This window comes from Mycobacterium kyorinense, from assembly GCF_001672775.1.
GTDB classification, from domain to species: domain Bacteria; phylum Actinomycetota; class Actinomycetes; order Mycobacteriales; family Mycobacteriaceae; genus Mycobacterium; species Mycobacterium kyorinense_A.
In genome coordinates, this window is sequence record NZ_LZKJ01000080.1 from 46,955 (window position 1) to 61,609 (window position 14,655).

The 14,655-nt window shown below is 68.2% G+C and carries 15 protein-coding genes; 3 read left to right on the forward strand and 12 right to left on the reverse strand.

Features of this window, described 5'->3' with window-relative positions:
• Window positions 1-76: 76 nt before the first annotated feature.
• Window positions 77-1,162 carry a M24 family metallopeptidase gene (locus A5707_RS08325; RefSeq protein ID WP_065014028.1) on the reverse strand — a complete coding sequence of 362 codons (1,086 nt, stop codon included), beginning with the start codon at window positions 1,160-1,162 and terminating at the stop codon, window positions 77-79.
• 34 nt (window positions 1,163-1,196) lie between these two features.
• On the opposite strand from A5707_RS08325, the gene A5707_RS08330 reads away from it, so the two are divergent.
• A complete protein-coding gene (locus tag A5707_RS08330; protein ID WP_065014029.1) occupies window positions 1,197-1,904 on the forward strand; it encodes a B-4DMT family transporter in 708 nt (235 codons plus the stop codon).
• On the opposite strand, the gene aroQ is transcribed toward A5707_RS08330, so the two are convergent.
• From aroQ to aroC, 4 genes are all read right to left on the reverse strand, one after another.
• Window positions 1,901-2,329, reverse strand: a complete 429-nt coding sequence (aroQ, locus tag A5707_RS08335; protein ID WP_065014030.1) for a type II 3-dehydroquinate dehydratase — start codon at window positions 2,327-2,329, stop codon at window positions 1,901-1,903. The two genes, A5707_RS08330 and aroQ, sit on opposite strands and share 4 nt — an antisense overlap.
• 67 nt (window positions 2,330-2,396) lie before the next feature.
• Window positions 2,397-3,485: a 3-dehydroquinate synthase gene (aroB, locus tag A5707_RS08340; RefSeq protein WP_065014031.1), complete on the reverse strand. Its 1,089-nt coding sequence runs from the start codon at window positions 3,483-3,485 to the stop codon at window positions 2,397-2,399.
• A complete protein-coding gene (locus tag A5707_RS08345; protein ID WP_065014032.1) occupies window positions 3,482-4,147 on the reverse strand; it encodes a shikimate kinase in 666 nt (221 codons plus the stop codon). The genes aroB and A5707_RS08345 overlap by 4 nt, the downstream gene beginning before the upstream one ends.
• The gene (aroC, locus tag A5707_RS08350) at window positions 4,147-5,352 is read right to left on the reverse strand and encodes a chorismate synthase (protein WP_065014073.1); all 1,206 of its coding nucleotides are present in this window, start codon (window positions 5,350-5,352) and stop codon (window positions 4,147-4,149) included. The genes A5707_RS08345 and aroC overlap by 1 nt, the downstream gene beginning before the upstream one ends.
• A 220-nt stretch (window positions 5,353-5,572) precedes the next feature.
• Here aroC and A5707_RS08355 point away from each other — a divergent pair, with 220 nt between their 5' ends.
• A complete protein-coding gene (locus A5707_RS08355) occupies window positions 5,573-6,640 on the forward strand; it encodes a hypothetical protein (protein WP_065014033.1) in 1,068 nt (355 codons plus the stop codon).
• 92 nt (window positions 6,641-6,732) lie between these two features.
• Here the strand turns inward: A5707_RS08355 and A5707_RS08360 are convergent, their stop codons facing one another.
• From A5707_RS08360 to A5707_RS08390, 7 genes are all read right to left on the reverse strand, one after another.
• A complete protein-coding gene (locus tag A5707_RS08360; protein WP_065014034.1) occupies window positions 6,733-7,449 on the reverse strand; it encodes an Abi family protein in 717 nt (238 codons plus the stop codon).
• Window positions 7,450-7,697: 248 nt separating this feature from the next.
• A complete protein-coding gene (locus A5707_RS08365; RefSeq protein WP_065014074.1) occupies window positions 7,698-8,087 on the reverse strand; it encodes a prepilin peptidase in 390 nt (129 codons plus the stop codon).
• A gap of 33 nt (window positions 8,088-8,120) precedes the next feature.
• Entirely contained in the window at window positions 8,121-8,915 is a 795-nt protein-coding gene (locus tag A5707_RS08370) for a shikimate dehydrogenase (protein ID WP_065014035.1), read from the reverse strand.
• Window positions 8,912-10,090 carry an endolytic transglycosylase MltG gene (locus A5707_RS08375; protein WP_419866401.1) on the reverse strand — a complete coding sequence of 393 codons (1,179 nt, stop codon included), beginning with the start codon at window positions 10,088-10,090 and terminating at the stop codon, window positions 8,912-8,914. Before A5707_RS08375 ends, A5707_RS08370 begins: the two co-directional genes overlap by 4 nt.
• A 61-nt stretch (window positions 10,091-10,151) precedes the next feature.
• Window positions 10,152-10,652, reverse strand: coding sequence for a Holliday junction resolvase RuvX (gene ruvX, locus A5707_RS08380; RefSeq protein ID WP_065014037.1), 501 nt, complete (start codon window positions 10,650-10,652; stop codon window positions 10,152-10,154).
• On the reverse strand, window positions 10,653-13,346 hold the full coding sequence (gene alaS, locus A5707_RS08385; protein WP_065014038.1) for an alanine--tRNA ligase: 2,694 nt from the start codon (window positions 13,344-13,346) through the stop codon (window positions 10,653-10,655).
• Window positions 13,347-13,438: 92 nt separating this feature from the next.
• A complete protein-coding gene (locus tag A5707_RS08390; protein WP_197495289.1) occupies window positions 13,439-13,828 on the reverse strand; it encodes a secondary thiamine-phosphate synthase enzyme YjbQ in 390 nt (129 codons plus the stop codon).
• Between the two features lie 177 nt (window positions 13,829-14,005).
• Here A5707_RS08390 and A5707_RS08395 point away from each other — a divergent pair, with 177 nt between their 5' ends.
• Window positions 14,006-14,626, forward strand: a complete 621-nt coding sequence (locus tag A5707_RS08395; RefSeq protein ID WP_065014075.1) for an antibiotic biosynthesis monooxygenase — start codon at window positions 14,006-14,008, stop codon at window positions 14,624-14,626.
• Window positions 14,627-14,655 lie beyond the last annotated feature (29 nt).

Consider the following 14,655-nt stretch of genomic DNA (forward strand, 5'->3'; position numbering starts at 1 on the left):
AAGCGACAGCCGCTGCGGACCTCACCCGGATGATCCTCGTCGTTGACTTGCTTTCGCAGGTCAAGCACAGCGTTGACTAGGTCAGAATGGCCAGTTCCTTGGGGAACCGGGTCAGCAATTCGGGGCGGTGTGTTCCCACGACCAACGTGTCCTCGATGCGGACGCCGCCACGGTCGGGCACATAGACACCGGGCTCCACCGTCACCACGGAGCCCGCAAGTAGTGTACCGGCGGCGCCGGCGCTGATCCCTGGCGCTTCGTGGATCTGAAGCCCGACCCCGTGGCCGAGCCCGTGCCCGAAATGATCCCCGTGTCCGGCGTCGGCGATCACGTCACGCGCCGCGCCGTCGACGTCGGCCAGGCTGGCGCCGGCTTCGAGCGCCTCACGGCCGGCTTGTTGGGCGGCAGCGACCAGTTGATAAATGTCGTGCTGCCAGTCGGCGGCCGCGCCCAGCACGAAGGTGCGCGTCATGTCGGAGTGATAACCGCCGACCAGCGCACCGAAGTCGATCTTGACGAAGTCACCGGTGGCCAGCACCGCGTCGGTGGGCCGATGATGCGGGATCGCCGAGTTTGCTCCGGCGGCCACGATCGTTTCGAAAGAGGCGCCGTCGGCGCCGTGGTCGAGCATCAGGGCCTCCAGCTCGCGACCCACCTGGCGTTCGGTTCGGCCCGGCCGCAGCCCGCCACGCCGCACCAGTTCGGTCAGCGCGGCATCGGCGGCCTCGCAGGCCAGCCGCAGCAGGGCTACCTCGCCGGCGTCTTTGACCTCGCGCAGCGCTTCGGCGGTCCCCGACGCGCGGACCAACTCGGTACCCATGGCCTCACGGGACAATGCGTCGAACCCGTCCACGGTGACAACGTGGCTCTCGAAACCCAACCGCTGCACACCGTCGGCGGCGGCCCGTCCGGTCAGGTAGCGACCGCACGCCCGCTCGATGGCCACCTCCACGTCGGGGGCCTGCTGAGCGGCCTGGGTGCGGTAGCGGCCGTCGGTGGCCAGGACCGGCGTCCGGCGGTCGGCGAACACCAGCAGCGCGGCATTCGAGCCGGTGAATCCGGAAAGATATCGCACATTGATCAGGTCGGTGATCAGCATCGCGTCCAGTCCGTTGCCGTCGATCCGGGCGCTGAGATTGTCTCGACGCTGAGAATGTGTCACGCCCGACGACGGTACTCGTCTACGCTGTGCCCTCATGACTAACTGGATGCTGCGTGGTCTGGTCTTTGCCGCCGCGATGGTCGTCGTCCGCCTGTTCCAGGGCGCATTGATCAACGCCTTTCAGACTGCGGCCGCGATGATCAGCATTGTGCTGCTGCTGCTCTTCCTCGTCGGTGTCGTGGTGTGGGGCGTGATCGACGGCCGCGCTGACGCCAGGGCGCACCCCGATCCGGACCGTCGCGACGACCTGGCGATGACCTGGCTGCTGGCCGGCTTGGTCGCCGGGATACTGAGCGGCGCGGTCGCGTGGTTGATCGGACTGCTCTACAAGGGCCTCTATGTCGGTGGGCTGATCAACGAGATCACGACGTTCGCCGCCTTCACCGCGCTGCTGGTGTTTTTGGGTGGCATCGGCGGGGCGACGGTCGGGCGTTGGCGCACCGACCGCAAGGGTGATTACGCCCCCCGCCCCGGCGCTGAGGAGGACCGGGTCGACACCGACGTGTTCGCCGCCGTCCGGCCCGACGACGCGACGGCTGCGGCCGAGGGCGGCGCGATGCGCCAGGAGCAGGCCGGTGCGGTCGCCACCGCCGAGCGCGATGAGCACACCGCGCCGCAACCGGCCTACAGCGAGTCGCCGACCGAAGAAATCAAGCTGGCCGACTACGACCAGGAGACCGCCGCGGCGGCCGAGGCGGAGCAGACCGAGCCGACTCCCAAAACCGAGAAAGATCAGCGCTAAACGCCGGCCAGGTAGCGCAGCGCCAGCAGATAACCCTCTACGCCGAGGCCGACGATCACCCCACTGGCGATCGGACTCAGGTACGAGTGACGCCGAAACTCCTCGCGGGCATACACATTGGAGATATGCACCTCGATCAACGGCGCGCGTAGCTCGGTGCACGCGTCACGCAGCGCCACCGACGTGTGGGTCAGGCCGCCGGCGTTGAGGATCACCGGCTCTCCGGCATCGGCGGCGCCATGAATCCACTCCAGCAGCTGTGCTTCATTATCGCTTTGCCGCACAACCACTTTCAGCCCAAGCTCAGTGGCCTCGCGCTCGATCATGGCGGCCAGGTCGTCGTGGGTGGTGTCGCCGTACACGTCGGGTTCCCGGCGGCCCAGCCGGCCCAGATTGGGTCCATTGATCACGTTGACGGTTGTCATAAGCGCCACTCTCCCCCGCAAGCGGGCGGTACCCCCGCGATCCCGGCGACATCGTTGTCGGCGCGCGTCACTGGGCTGCAACCTCCGCGTAGGCGGCCACCAGCAGTCCGGGGTCCGGGCCCTCCAAGCGGCCGGGCTTGGCCAGCCCGTCGAGCACCACGAACCGCAGCACGCCCGAGCGGGTTTTCTTGTCACCGGCCATGTATTCCAGTAGCTGCGGCAACGCGTCGGCGTCGTAGCTGACCGGCAACCCCAGCGACGTCAGGACTGTGCGGTGCCGGTCGGCGGTGGCGTCGTCGAGCCGCCCGGCCAGTCGGCCCAATTCGGCGGCGAACACCAGGCCCACCGACACCGCGGCGCCGTGGCGCCACTGGTAGCGTTCCCGCCGCTCGATCGCATGCCCCAAAGTGTGCCCGTAGTTGAGGATTTCGCGTAGCTGCGATTCCTTCTCGTCGGCGGCCACCACCTCGGCTTTGACCGTGACCGCGCGGCGGATCAGCTCGGGCAGCACATCGCCGGCCGGGTCCAGCGCGGCCTGCGGATCGGCTTCGATGAGGTCCAGGATCACCGGGTCGGCGATGAAACCCGCCTTGACGATTTCGGCCATACCGGCCACGATTTCGTTGCGCGGCAACGTCTCCAGGGTGGCCAGGTCGACAAGAACGGCGGCCGGCTGGTGAAACGCGCCGACCAGGTTCTTGCCGGCATCGGTGTTGATCCCGGTCTTGCCACCGACCGCCGCGTCGACCATCCCCAGCAACGTGGTGGGTATGTGCACGATGTCGACGCCGCGCAGCCAGGTCGCGGCCGCGAAGCCGGCCACGTCGGTGGCGGCCCCGCCGCCGAGGCTGACCAACGCGTCATTGCGCCCAACTCCGATGCGGCCCAACACTTCCCAGATGAAACCCACCACCGGCAGATCCTTGCCGGCTTCGGCGTCCGGGATTTCGATGCGGTGCGCGTCGACACCCTTGTCGGCCAAGCGCTTTCGGATCACCTCGGCGGTTTCGGCCAGCACCGGCTGGTGCAGGATGGCCACCCGGTGCCGGCCGGAAAGCAGTTCGTCGAGCTCTCCGAGCAGCCCGGTGCCGATCACCACCGGGTAGGGCGGGTCGACGGCCACCTGCACGGTGACCGGGGTGACGATGTCTCTCATTTGCGGGCTCCGGCGCGACGGGCGGCCAGCGCGGCGGGGGTGGCCGGGGTGGGCGGTGGCGTGGGCTTGTCGGGCGCCGTGTCGGGGCTCTCTTGCAGCGTGGCCGGGGCGGTGCGCCGCCACGGCGAGCGACGGCGAGCGCGACCCGCCGCGCCCGCGCCGTCGAGGCGCGACACGATGTAGTTGACGACGGCCCCGGGATTACGGCGGTTGGTGTTCACCCGGATGGTGGCCACGCGCCGGTACAGCGGAATCCGCTGCGACATCAGCGCACGGAATTTCTCGGCGCGGTCCGGTCCGGCCAGCAACGGGCGCACGGTGTTGCCGCCGGTGCGCCGCACCCCTTCGGCGGCGGTGATCTCCAAGAACACCACCGTGTGGCCGGCCAGCGCCTCGCGGACCCCCGGGGTGGTGACAGCGCCGCCGCCGAGCGACAGCACCCCGTCGTGGTCGGCCAGCGCCTGACGGATCACCTGCTCTTCGATGCGGCGGAATTCGGCCTCGCCGTCGGTGGCGAAGATGTCGGCGATGCTGCGCCCGGTCTGCTGCTCGATCGCGGCGTCGGTGTCGAGCAACTCGACCCCGAGCGCTCTGGCCAGCCGACGTCCGATGGTGGACTTGCCCGATCCGGGCAAACCCACCAGTACCGCCCGCGGCGCCATTACCCCGACACCCGAGCTTGGGCGGCGGGTTGCCGCTCGGCGACGGTGCGCAGGTAAGCGTCGATGTTGCGGCGGGTTTCGGTCAGTGAATCACCGCCGAACTTCTCCAGCACCGCACGGGCCAACACCAGCGCCACCATCGTCTCGACCACCACGCCGGCGGCCGGCACCGCGCACACATCGGAGCGCTGATGTATGGCGACGGCCTCGTCACCGGTGGCCATGTCGACGGTGGCCAGTGCCCGCGGCACGGTGGAAATCGGCTTCATCGCCGCACGCACCCGCAGCGGCTGACCGTTGGTCATGCCGCCTTCCAGGCCGCCGGCCCGGTTGGTCGAGCGGACGATGCCGTCGGGCCCGGGATACATCTCGTCGTGGGCGCGGCTGCCGCGGCGGCGGGCGGTGTCAAACCCGTCACCGATGCCCACGCCCTTGATCGCCTGGATGCCCATGACCGCGGCCGCGAGTTGACTGTCGAGCCGGTTGTCGCCGCTGGTGAACGATCCAAGGCCGACCGGCAGGCCCACCGCGACGGCCTCCACCACGCCGCCGAGAGTGTCGCCGTCCTTCTTGGCGGCTTCGATCTCGGCGATCATGGCTTGTTCGGCCGCCTTGTCGTAGGCCCGCACCGGACTGGCGTCGATCGCGGCGAGGTCTTCGGGCTGCGGCGGCGGGCCGTCGTAGGGCTCCGACGCGCCGATGGACACCACATGGGAGAGCACTTCGACGCCGAGGGCCTGGCGCAGGAACAGCCGGGCGACGGTGCCGGCGGCGACGCGGGCGGCGGTCTCGCGGGCGCTGGCCCGCTCCAGCACCGGGCGGGCGTCGTCGAAGCCGTACTTGAGCATGCCGGCATAGTCGGCGTGGCCGGGCCGCGGCCGGGTCAGCGGCGCGTTGCGGGCCACCTCGAGCGCGGCCGCGTCGACCGGGTCGGCAGCCATCACCTCTTCCCACTTGGGCCATTCGGTGTTGCCGATCTCGATGGCGATCGGGCCGCCCAACGTGCTGCCGTGGCGCACTCCGGCCAAGACGGTGACCTGGTCGCGTTCGAACTTCATCCGGGCGCCGCGGCCGTAGCCGAGGCGGCGGCGGGCCAGTTGGTCGGCGATGTCCTCGGTGGTGACGGTGACTCCGGCGACCATGCCCTCGACCACGGCCACCAGCGCACGGCCGTGGGATTCACCAGCTGTGGTCCAACGCAACACGTGTCCCATCCTCCCACGCCGGGTTCTCACCACCCAAAAGCCGGCGCCAACGCCCAACGTGAAACCGTTGCGAAAAATGCGCCCGAATCTCGCAGTGGCTTCACGTTCGACGAGCCATACGGTCTAGGCAATACCTTCCCAGCCGAACCATGCCTGAGCGCAGTCCGGCCAGCGTAGCGTTCTTGACGCTCAGCAACCGCCATTCAGGAGCGGACTCGATATGGGACAGCAGTATCGGATAGCACATGTCGGCACCGGCTACACCGGCTCCATCGCGCTTCGACAGATCCTCAGATCGCCACGTTTCAAGCTGGTCGGCCAACTCGTTCACAGCCACGACAAGGCCGGCACAGACTCCGGCAAACTAATCAACGAGTCCCCCGTTGGTGTGGTGGCCACTGACAGCTTTGACGATCTGCTTGCACTGGACGCCGACTGCGTTAGCTACTTCGCAGCTGTATCCGGCCGCGAAGCTAGCGAGATCGCTGACCAGATATCCGCAATACTCGCCAGCGGAAAAAATGTCGTGACACCGTCATATCACGCGTTATTTCACCCACCTTCTCTTGACGACGCCTTGAGAGAAAAGCTGGAAGCGGCATGCCGGCGAGGGAACAGCTCCCTGCTGGCAACCGGTATCGCGCCGGGCTTCGCCACCGACATCCTTGCCGTGCACGCGGCGAGTATGTGTGAACTGCCCGCAAAGGTCGCGGTCGAGGAACGTATTCCGTGCGGGGCTTATCGGGTGCCCGGTTTCTTCGCGATGCTGGGCTTCGGTCGAACGGCTGAACAGGACGCGCAGATTTATCGGCCTGGATCAATGATCGCGACCGTCACCCCGCCCCTACGACTCCTGGCCCAAGGACTGGGCTTGCGACTTGACGAAGTCCGCGAGTACCGGGACGTCGCGATTGCCGATCGTCATTACCGCTTCGACGCCGGTGAGATCCCGGCCGGCACGATCGCCAGTGTGCGGATGCGCTTCGACGGCATCGTCGCTGGTCAGCCGCGGTTGCGTTATTCATCGATCTGGTCGATGCCCGATGAGGCGGTCGAAGACTGGCAGCCCGCCATTGCGTCCGGTAGCCCGACTCGACGGCTCACTCGAATTTCCGTCGAAGGCGATCCCCCGGTTCAACTCGACTCTGCGCTCAATGGCGGCGAGCTGCCCGGCTCAACTGCTACCGCGGCCCGGGTGGTGAACGCGATTCCAGCAGTGTGTGCGGCCAACCCAGGTATTCTCAGCGCGCTTGACCTCGTCGTTACCGCCCAGGCCGCGCCGAGCTAAGCCAACGGCACCGGGACGATCCCCAATCGCTGCTCCTCGAACGTGCGTTGTCGAGACACGTGAAGCTCCCGGGCCTTCGTATTGTCAGTAATTCACAGCGGAAGGTCACTCAGCTTGCCCCGCACACTGCTCGCCGCCGCGATGTAGTCGCGCAGCTCGGGTGAAATCAGGTCGGCAACCGTTAACAGATCCGCAAGCCGGTCGAGCAGATGGCGGGTCGTCAAGCTCAGTACACCTCGCCCCGTCTCGCGCCGCAGTAGCGGTTCATGGTGTGCGATCCGGTTGCGGAGCTGATGCAGTCGACCGACCGGATCGTCCACCGCTCGCCGGCTCGTGCCAGGTCGGAAAGCCTTGTGTAGATGTGGAATCCACAGCGGATGGTGGTGCGCCGTTGTGGACAGGTAGCGCCAGAACCCAAACGTCAATTCGGCGATCACCTTGCCGGGTGGCGCACCAGGACCCGCCTCCCGCACGGCTCGCTCTATCTGCTCGCGCGGAGCACGGTTCGCATCAATTCGGGTGCCATCACGCGCTGCTCGCCATCGAACCGGAAACAACCGGTATGGGTCGGTCGTCCAATGCGGCCGGCCCGCCGTTGTGCTAGCCGTGATCGCGGCGTCGTAAGCGTTGCGCAACGCCACTTCCAGGTGCGCCAGATCATGCAGAAATACGGCCGACAAGGCGGTGTTCCATTCGTAAAGTTCGAGCGCTCGTCGTCGATCCACACCGACAGCCGCCAGATAGACCGCAAACCGTGGCCTCGACAGCCAGGCCTCCAACCATGTGCCAGGCTCCTCAGTGTCGGTCATTGCCGGTAAACTTCGTCGTGCACTGCCCCGGATGACCCCTGTCCCTTACGGGTCATGTCGCCGGGGCTTTGTTCACTTCCGATGATTTTCTTCCGCTGCGGCAGCAACTGTGCGAGACAACGCGCCAGCGTCAACGGCGGCCTTGAGCCGTCGCCCACGACGACAACCGGTCTAGGTTCCGCTGGATCGGTCCCCGAGTTGGATCTGGCGTTGTCCATGTCGACCTACCTACCAGGAAGGTACGACGACTACAGCGCCGCCAACCCCACCGCCGCCAGGCTCGCCAGGCACATCGCGGGGCCGTGCGGCACGGTGCGGACACCCCGAAGCAGGGCGACCACTCCCGTCGCCGCGGTCAACAGCGGCGCGCCCAGCGCCGCCAGTACCCACACGTCGACGCCGAAGCGGCCGGTCAGCGCGCCCAGCCCGAGCGCCAGCTTCACATCGCCGGCGCCCATCGCCGAGGGCGACGCCAGATGCACCAGCAGATACACCGCGGCCAGCCCCGAGCCACCGGCCAGCGCCGGCACACCGCGACCGGCAATCACGGCGACCAGCAGAATCACCGCGGCCCCCGGCAGCGTCAACCAGTTGGGCAACCGCCGCTGCATCAGGTCATGGCCACTCAACAAGCCCATCCACAGCAACACCGCCGCCGTCACGGCGGGAGGCTAACCCAGTGCCGCGGTCATCGCCGCTCGGGGCGCGGGTTGGCCTGTGAATTGTTCGACCTGCGCGAACGCCTGGTGCAGCAGCATCTGCAGGCCGTTGATCACCCGCCCGCCGGCCGCGCCGACCGCGGCGGCCAGCGGCGTCGGCCACGGGTCGTAGACGGCGTCCAACAAGACCGGCACCCCGGCCAACGCGTCCGCGTAACGCTCGGCCACCTCCGCAGGCAAGGTATTGACCAGCACCGTCGCTTCCTCGAGCCGGGCGCTACTGTCGAGCTCGCAGAACCGGGTCGCCACGCCGATCCGCTCACCCAGCTGCACCAATCGGGCGGCTTTGTCGGGGTTGCGCGCGACGACGGTGATGCCGCTGACACCGAGTTCGGCCAGCGCCACCACCACCGCCGGTGCGGTGCCGCCGGAGCCGGACACCACCGCGTGTCCCGACGCGGTGCCGAGCGCGCCGACGACGCCGTCGACGTCGGTGTTGTCAGCCCGCCAGCCGCGGGCCGTGCGCACCAGCGTGTTGGCCGAGCCGACCAGCTCGGCGCGCGGGGTCCGCTCGTCGGCGTACGCCAGCGCGGCGAACTTTCCCGGCATCGTCACCGAGACACCAACCCATTCCGGCCCGAAAGCGCCGACGACGGCCGGCAGTTCGTCGGCGCCGCATTCGATGCGGTCGTAGGTCCAGTCCTGCAGGCCCAACGCGCGGTAGGCCGCCAGATGCAGTTGCGGGGAGCGCGAATGCGCGATCGGCGAGCCGAGGACGCCCGCCCGTCTACCGCGCGCTGCGCTCATCGCGCGGAGTCGAGGACACCGTTGTGTTTGGCCAGCTCGATATTGGCCAGATGCTGCTGGTAGTCCCGGGTGAACAGGGTGGTGCCCTGCGCGTCGATGGTGACGAAGTACAGCCAGTCACCGGGCTCGGGGTGCTCGGCGGCCGACAGGGCGTCGGTGCCGGGCGAACAGATCGGCGTGGCAGGCAGCCCCTCGGACATGTAGGTGTTCCAGGGTGTGGACTGCGCGCGGTCGGCGTCGGTGGTGGCGACTTCCCGGCGGTCCAGCGGATAGTTCACCGTCGAGTCGAATTCCAGCGTGCGATGCTCGGCGAGCCGGTTGTAGATGACTTGGGCCACCTTCGGGAAGTCCTCCGGCGTGGCCTCGCGTTGCACCAGCGACGCCACCACCAGCACCGCGTGTGGGGACAGGTTCATCGCCTTGGCGGTGTCGAGCAGCCCGGATTTCACGTAGTTGACGGCGCTGGTGCTGATCAGCGTCGACAGAATCGATTGCGGGGAGGCCGACGGGTTGACGTTGAACGTCCCCGGGGCGATCAAACCCTCGATCCGGCGATGATCAGCGCCCATCCGGGTCATCGGCTCGACGGCCCACCCGGGCACTCCCAGCTTCGCCGGCGGCGTGTCGGCAGCCGCGGTCCGCAGGTCGGTCACCGACGCGCAGTGCCGGTCCCCGTCGAGCTCCACGCAGGTGGCCCGCGAGATCAGGGTGAAAATGCCGGGCGTCGCGGCGTTGGTCTTGACGTCGGTGGTGTCGTCGAGCTGGCGGCCCTCCGGGATGACCAGCCTGCCCACCCGGCTGTCGGGGTCGGTGAGCCGCTGGACCGCCGACGATGCGGGGATCTCGGTGCGCATCCGGTAGAAGCCGGGCTGAATGGCCGAGATCGCGGAGTTGCCGTGTGCGGCGTCGATGAACGCCCGGACCGTGCGGACCACGCCGCGATCATGCAGGGTCTCGCCGATTGCGGTGGTCGAGTCGCCGGCCTGGATCTGGATGACCACATCCTGTTTGCCGCTGCCGCGGTAGTCGTTCGTCGAGCCGAAGGTGTGCCACAACTTGGAACCGACGAAGACGGCCGCGATGACTACGACGATGAGCAGGACCGCGGCGAATCCTCCGGCGATCCGCCGGCGCCGGCGGCCGCGCTCGGCGCGGATCCGTTCCGCGCGCGTCATCGTGCGGCGAGCGGGCCCAACCGCAACAGGTTGAGCCCGGGGCCGGCCGCGTCCGCCGCCGTCACGCACCGTTGACCTCCCCGGGCAGCGCGGCGCGGCGTTGGTCGAGCCACCCCTGCAGGATCGCCACCGCCGCCGCCTGATCGATCACCCCGCGCTGGCCCTTGGCCCGCACACCTGCCTCCCGCAGGGATCGCTGCGCGGTGACCGTCGTCAGCCGCTCGTCGGCCAGCCGCACCGGGACCGGCGCGATCCGGCGGGCCAGCAGATCGGCCAACTCGATCGCGTCGCGGGCCGACGGGCCGGTGCGATCGGCCAGGGTGCGCGGCAGCCCGACGACCACCTCGACCGCCTCGAGTTCGGCGACCAACTCAGCGAGCCGGCGCAGATGGCTGCCGGACCGGTCGCGGCGCACGGTCTCCACCGGAGTGGCCAGGATCCCGTCCGGGTCACTACAGGCCACACCGATGCGCACGCTGCCGGCGTCGACACCGAGCCGCCGGCCCCGCCCGGGGTCGTCCCGACCCGGGCGATCCGGAAGGCGGTGCGCTGCAGTGTCCACTCAGCTGACCCGCGCAATCTGCGCTCGCAGCGCATCGAGCGCGGCGTCGATGCCCGTCGGGTCCTTGCCCGAGCCCTGAGCCAGATCCGGTTTGCCTCCGCCGCGGCCGGACACCGCGCCGGCCAGCTGCTTGACCAGGTCGTCGGCGCGGAACCCGAGATCCTGGGCGGCCGGGTTGGTGGCGACCGCATACGGCACTGTGCCGCTGTCGCCTTCGGCGATCAACGCGACGACGGCCGGATCGTTGCCGAGTTTGCCGCGGATATCACCGACCAGCGAACGCAGATCACCGGCCGTCATTCCCGCCGACATCCGCTGCGCCACCACACGCACGTTACCGATGCGCTGTGCCCCGGCTGCGGCGTTCACCGCAGCGGCGCGGGCATTCGCCAGCCGCGCGCGTTCGAGCTCTTTCTCGGCGGCCTTGAGACGCTCCACCAGGTTGGCCACCCGGGCGGGCACCTCCTCCGAAGGCACCTTCAGCGACGACGCCAACCCCGCCATCAGCGCGCGTTCCTTGGCCAGGTGCTTGAACGACTCCAGCCCGACGTAGGCCTCCACGCGGCGTATCCCGGAGCCCACCGAAGACTCCCCCAGGATGGTCACCGGACCGATCTGCGCCGAATTGTGCACGTGCGTGCCGCCACAGAGTTCCAGCGAGAACGGCCCGCCGATTTCGACGACCCGCACCTCGTCGGGGTAGCTTTCGCCGAACAGCGCCAGCGCGCCCATCGCCTTGGCCTTGTCGAGTTGCTCGGTGAACGTGTGCACCTCGAAATCGGCCTGCACCGCCTGGTTGGTCACTTCTTCGATCTGGCTGCGCTGCTCGTCGGTCAACGCGCCCTGCCAGTTGAAGTCGAACCGCAGATAGCCCGGCCGATTCAGCGAGCCAGCCTGAACGGCGTTGGGGCCCAGCACTTGTCGCAACGCGGCGTGCACCATGTGGGTGCCCGAATGTCCCTGGGTGGCGCCCTTGCGCCAGCCGGCGTCGACCGCCGCGACGACGGTGTCGCCCTCGACGAATTCGCCGGACTCCACGTTGACGCGGTGCACCCACAGGGTTTTGGCGACCTTCTGCACATCGCTGACCGCCGCCCGGGCGGTCTCGCCGGCGCCGGTGCCACTGATCGTGCCGGAGTCGGCGACCTGCCCGCCGGATTCGGCGTAAAGCGGCGTGCGGTCCAAGACCAGCTCGACGCGATCAGCGCCATCGGTGCCGTGGGCGATCACCGGGACCCGCTTGCCGTCGACGAAAATGCCCAGAATCCGTGCCTCCGAGGTCAATTCGTCGAAGCCGGTGAACTCGGTCGGGCCGGCGTCCACCAACTCGCGGTAGGCGCTCAGGTCGGCGTGGGCGTGTTTGCGCGCGGCGGCGTCGGCTTTGGCCCGGCTGCGCTGCTGGGCCATCAACTCCCGGAAGCCGGCTTCGTCGACCTGCAGCCCCGCTTCGGCGGCCATCTCGAGCGTCAGCTCGATCGGAAACCCGTAGGTGTCGTGCAGCGTGAAGGCATCCGGTCCGGTCAGCACCGTGGCGCCCGACGCTTTGGTGGCGCCGGCCACCTCCTCGAACAGCCGTGAACCCGACGCCAGGGTGCGGTTGAACGCGGTTTCTTCGGCCACCGCGATCCGGTTGATCCGGTCGAAGTCGGCGACGAGTTCTGGATACGACGGGCCCATCGCGTCGCGGACGGTGGCCATCAGGTCGCCCACGATGGGGTCCTCGATGCCCAGCAGCTTGGCCGAGCGGATGACCCGGCGCAGCAGCCGGCGCAGCACGTAACCGCGGCCGTCGTTGCCGGGGCTGACCCCGTCGCCGATCAGGATCGCCGCGGTGCGGCTGTGGTCGGCGATGACCCGGTAGCGCACATCGTCGTCGTGGTTGCCGACGTCGTAGGGGCGCGCCGCCACCCTGGCGACCGTGTCGATGACCGGGCGCAGCAGGTCGGTTTCGTAGACGTTGTGCACGCCCTGCAGCAGAAACGCAACCCGCTCGACTCCCATGCCGGTGTCGATGTTCTTGCGCGGCAGCGGGCCGAGGATTTCGAAGTCCTCCTTGGTGGTGCCTTCGCCACGCTCGTTTTCCATGAACACGAGATTCCAAATCTCGATGTAGCGTTCCTCGTTGACCGCTGGGCCGCCCTCGACGCCGAACTCCGGTCCGCGGTCGTAGTAGATCTCCGACGACGGGCCGCACGGCCCGGGAATGCCCATTGACCAATAGTTGTCGGCCATGCCGCGGCGCTGGATCCGCTCGGCCGGCAGACCGGCGACCTCCTGCCACAATTGCGCGGCCTCGTCATCGTCGAAATAGACTGTGGCCCACATTCGTTCCGGGTCAAAGCCGTATCCGCCATCGGCGATGCTGTTGGTCAGCAAACTCCACGCCAGCTCGATGGCACCGCGCTTGAAGTAGTCGCCGAACGAGAAATTGCCGGCCATCTGAAAAAACGTGTTGTGCCGGGTGGTGATACCGACTTCGTCGATGTCCGGCGTGCGGATGCACTTCTGGATGCTGGTGGCCGTGGGATAGGGCGGAGTGCGCTGCCCCAGAAAAAACGGCACGAACTGGACCATGCCGGCGTTGACGAACAGCAAGTTGGGGTCGTCGAGGATCACCGAGGCGCTGGGAACCTCGGTGTGGCCCGCTTTCACGAAATGATCCAGGAAACGCTTCCTGATCTCGTGTGTCTGCACGTGTCCGTCGCTGTCCTTGTAATTAAATCGACCGCATTACCTTACCGGCCTGCACAGATCAGGGATCGTGCCGACCGGCGCCGCCCGGATGGCTACCCGCTGACGAAACTCAACCGCACCGACCGCTTGGGGTTGTCCCGGTTGAGGTCGACGAGGACCACGCTCTGCCAGGTGCCCAGCAGCGGTTCGCCACCGGCCACCGGCACCGTCACCGACGGCGCCACCAGAGCCGGCAGCACATGGTCGGCGCCGTGGCCCGGTGAACCGTGCGCGTGGCGGTAGCGGTCGTCGCGGGGCAGCAACCGCTCCAGCGTGTCGACGAGGTCGTCGTCGGAACCGGCGCCGGTCTCGATGATCGCCACCCCGGCCGTCGCGTGCGGGACGAACACGTTGCAGAGCCCGTCTGCGCGGGCAGCGCAAAACGAGCGCACCGCCTCGGTCAAATCGACGATGCGGCGGCGCTTGGTGTCCACTTCCAGCACATCGCTGTCCACGTCGACCAGCCTACGGGCCGGACTCGGCACCGTTCCAATTGCAAGCCTCCGACCCGCGGCAAAACCATTGCGACGCTTATCGGGTTGGAGGAAGGTGGTTACTGGACCGGTGGCGCCACCGGGGCGTTGCCGCCGAGCGGATTCGACCAGAAAGGGAGGGTGATCGTGTACGCGCGCTCTACCACCATCGAGGCGCACCCGTCGTCCATCGACGCGGGCGTCGCGCACGTTCGTGATGTGGTCATGCCCACACTCCAGCAGATCGACGGATGTGTCGGTGTGTCGTTGTTGGTCGATCGTGAGGCCGGCCGCTGCATCGCGACCAGCTCCTGGGAGACGCTGCAGGCGATGCAGGCCAGCGCCGAGCAAGTACGACCGGTTCGTGATCAGGCCGCCGGGGTGTTCGGCGGCAGCCCGACCGTGGACGACTGGGAGATCGCCGTGCTGCACCGCGACCACCACTCCGCTCCGGGCGCCTGTGTGCGGGCCACCTGGCTCAAGGTGCGGCCCGATCAATTCGACAAGGCCATCGAGTTCTACCGGGAATCGGTGCTGCCCGCGATCGAAGAACTCGAGGGTTTCTGCAGTGCCAGCCTGATGCTGGACCGCACGTCCTGGCGGGCGGTGTCGTCGTCGACCTTCGACAGCCTCGAGGCGATGGAGCGCAACGGAGACGCCGCGCGTTCCCTGCGCACCTCCCGGCTTCGCGACCTGGGCACCGACCAGTACGACGTCGGCGAGTTCGAGCTGGCGCTGGCCCACTTGCGGGTGCCCGAGCTGGTCTAGGCGATCGCAAGCGCGGCGAAGCCGGGCGC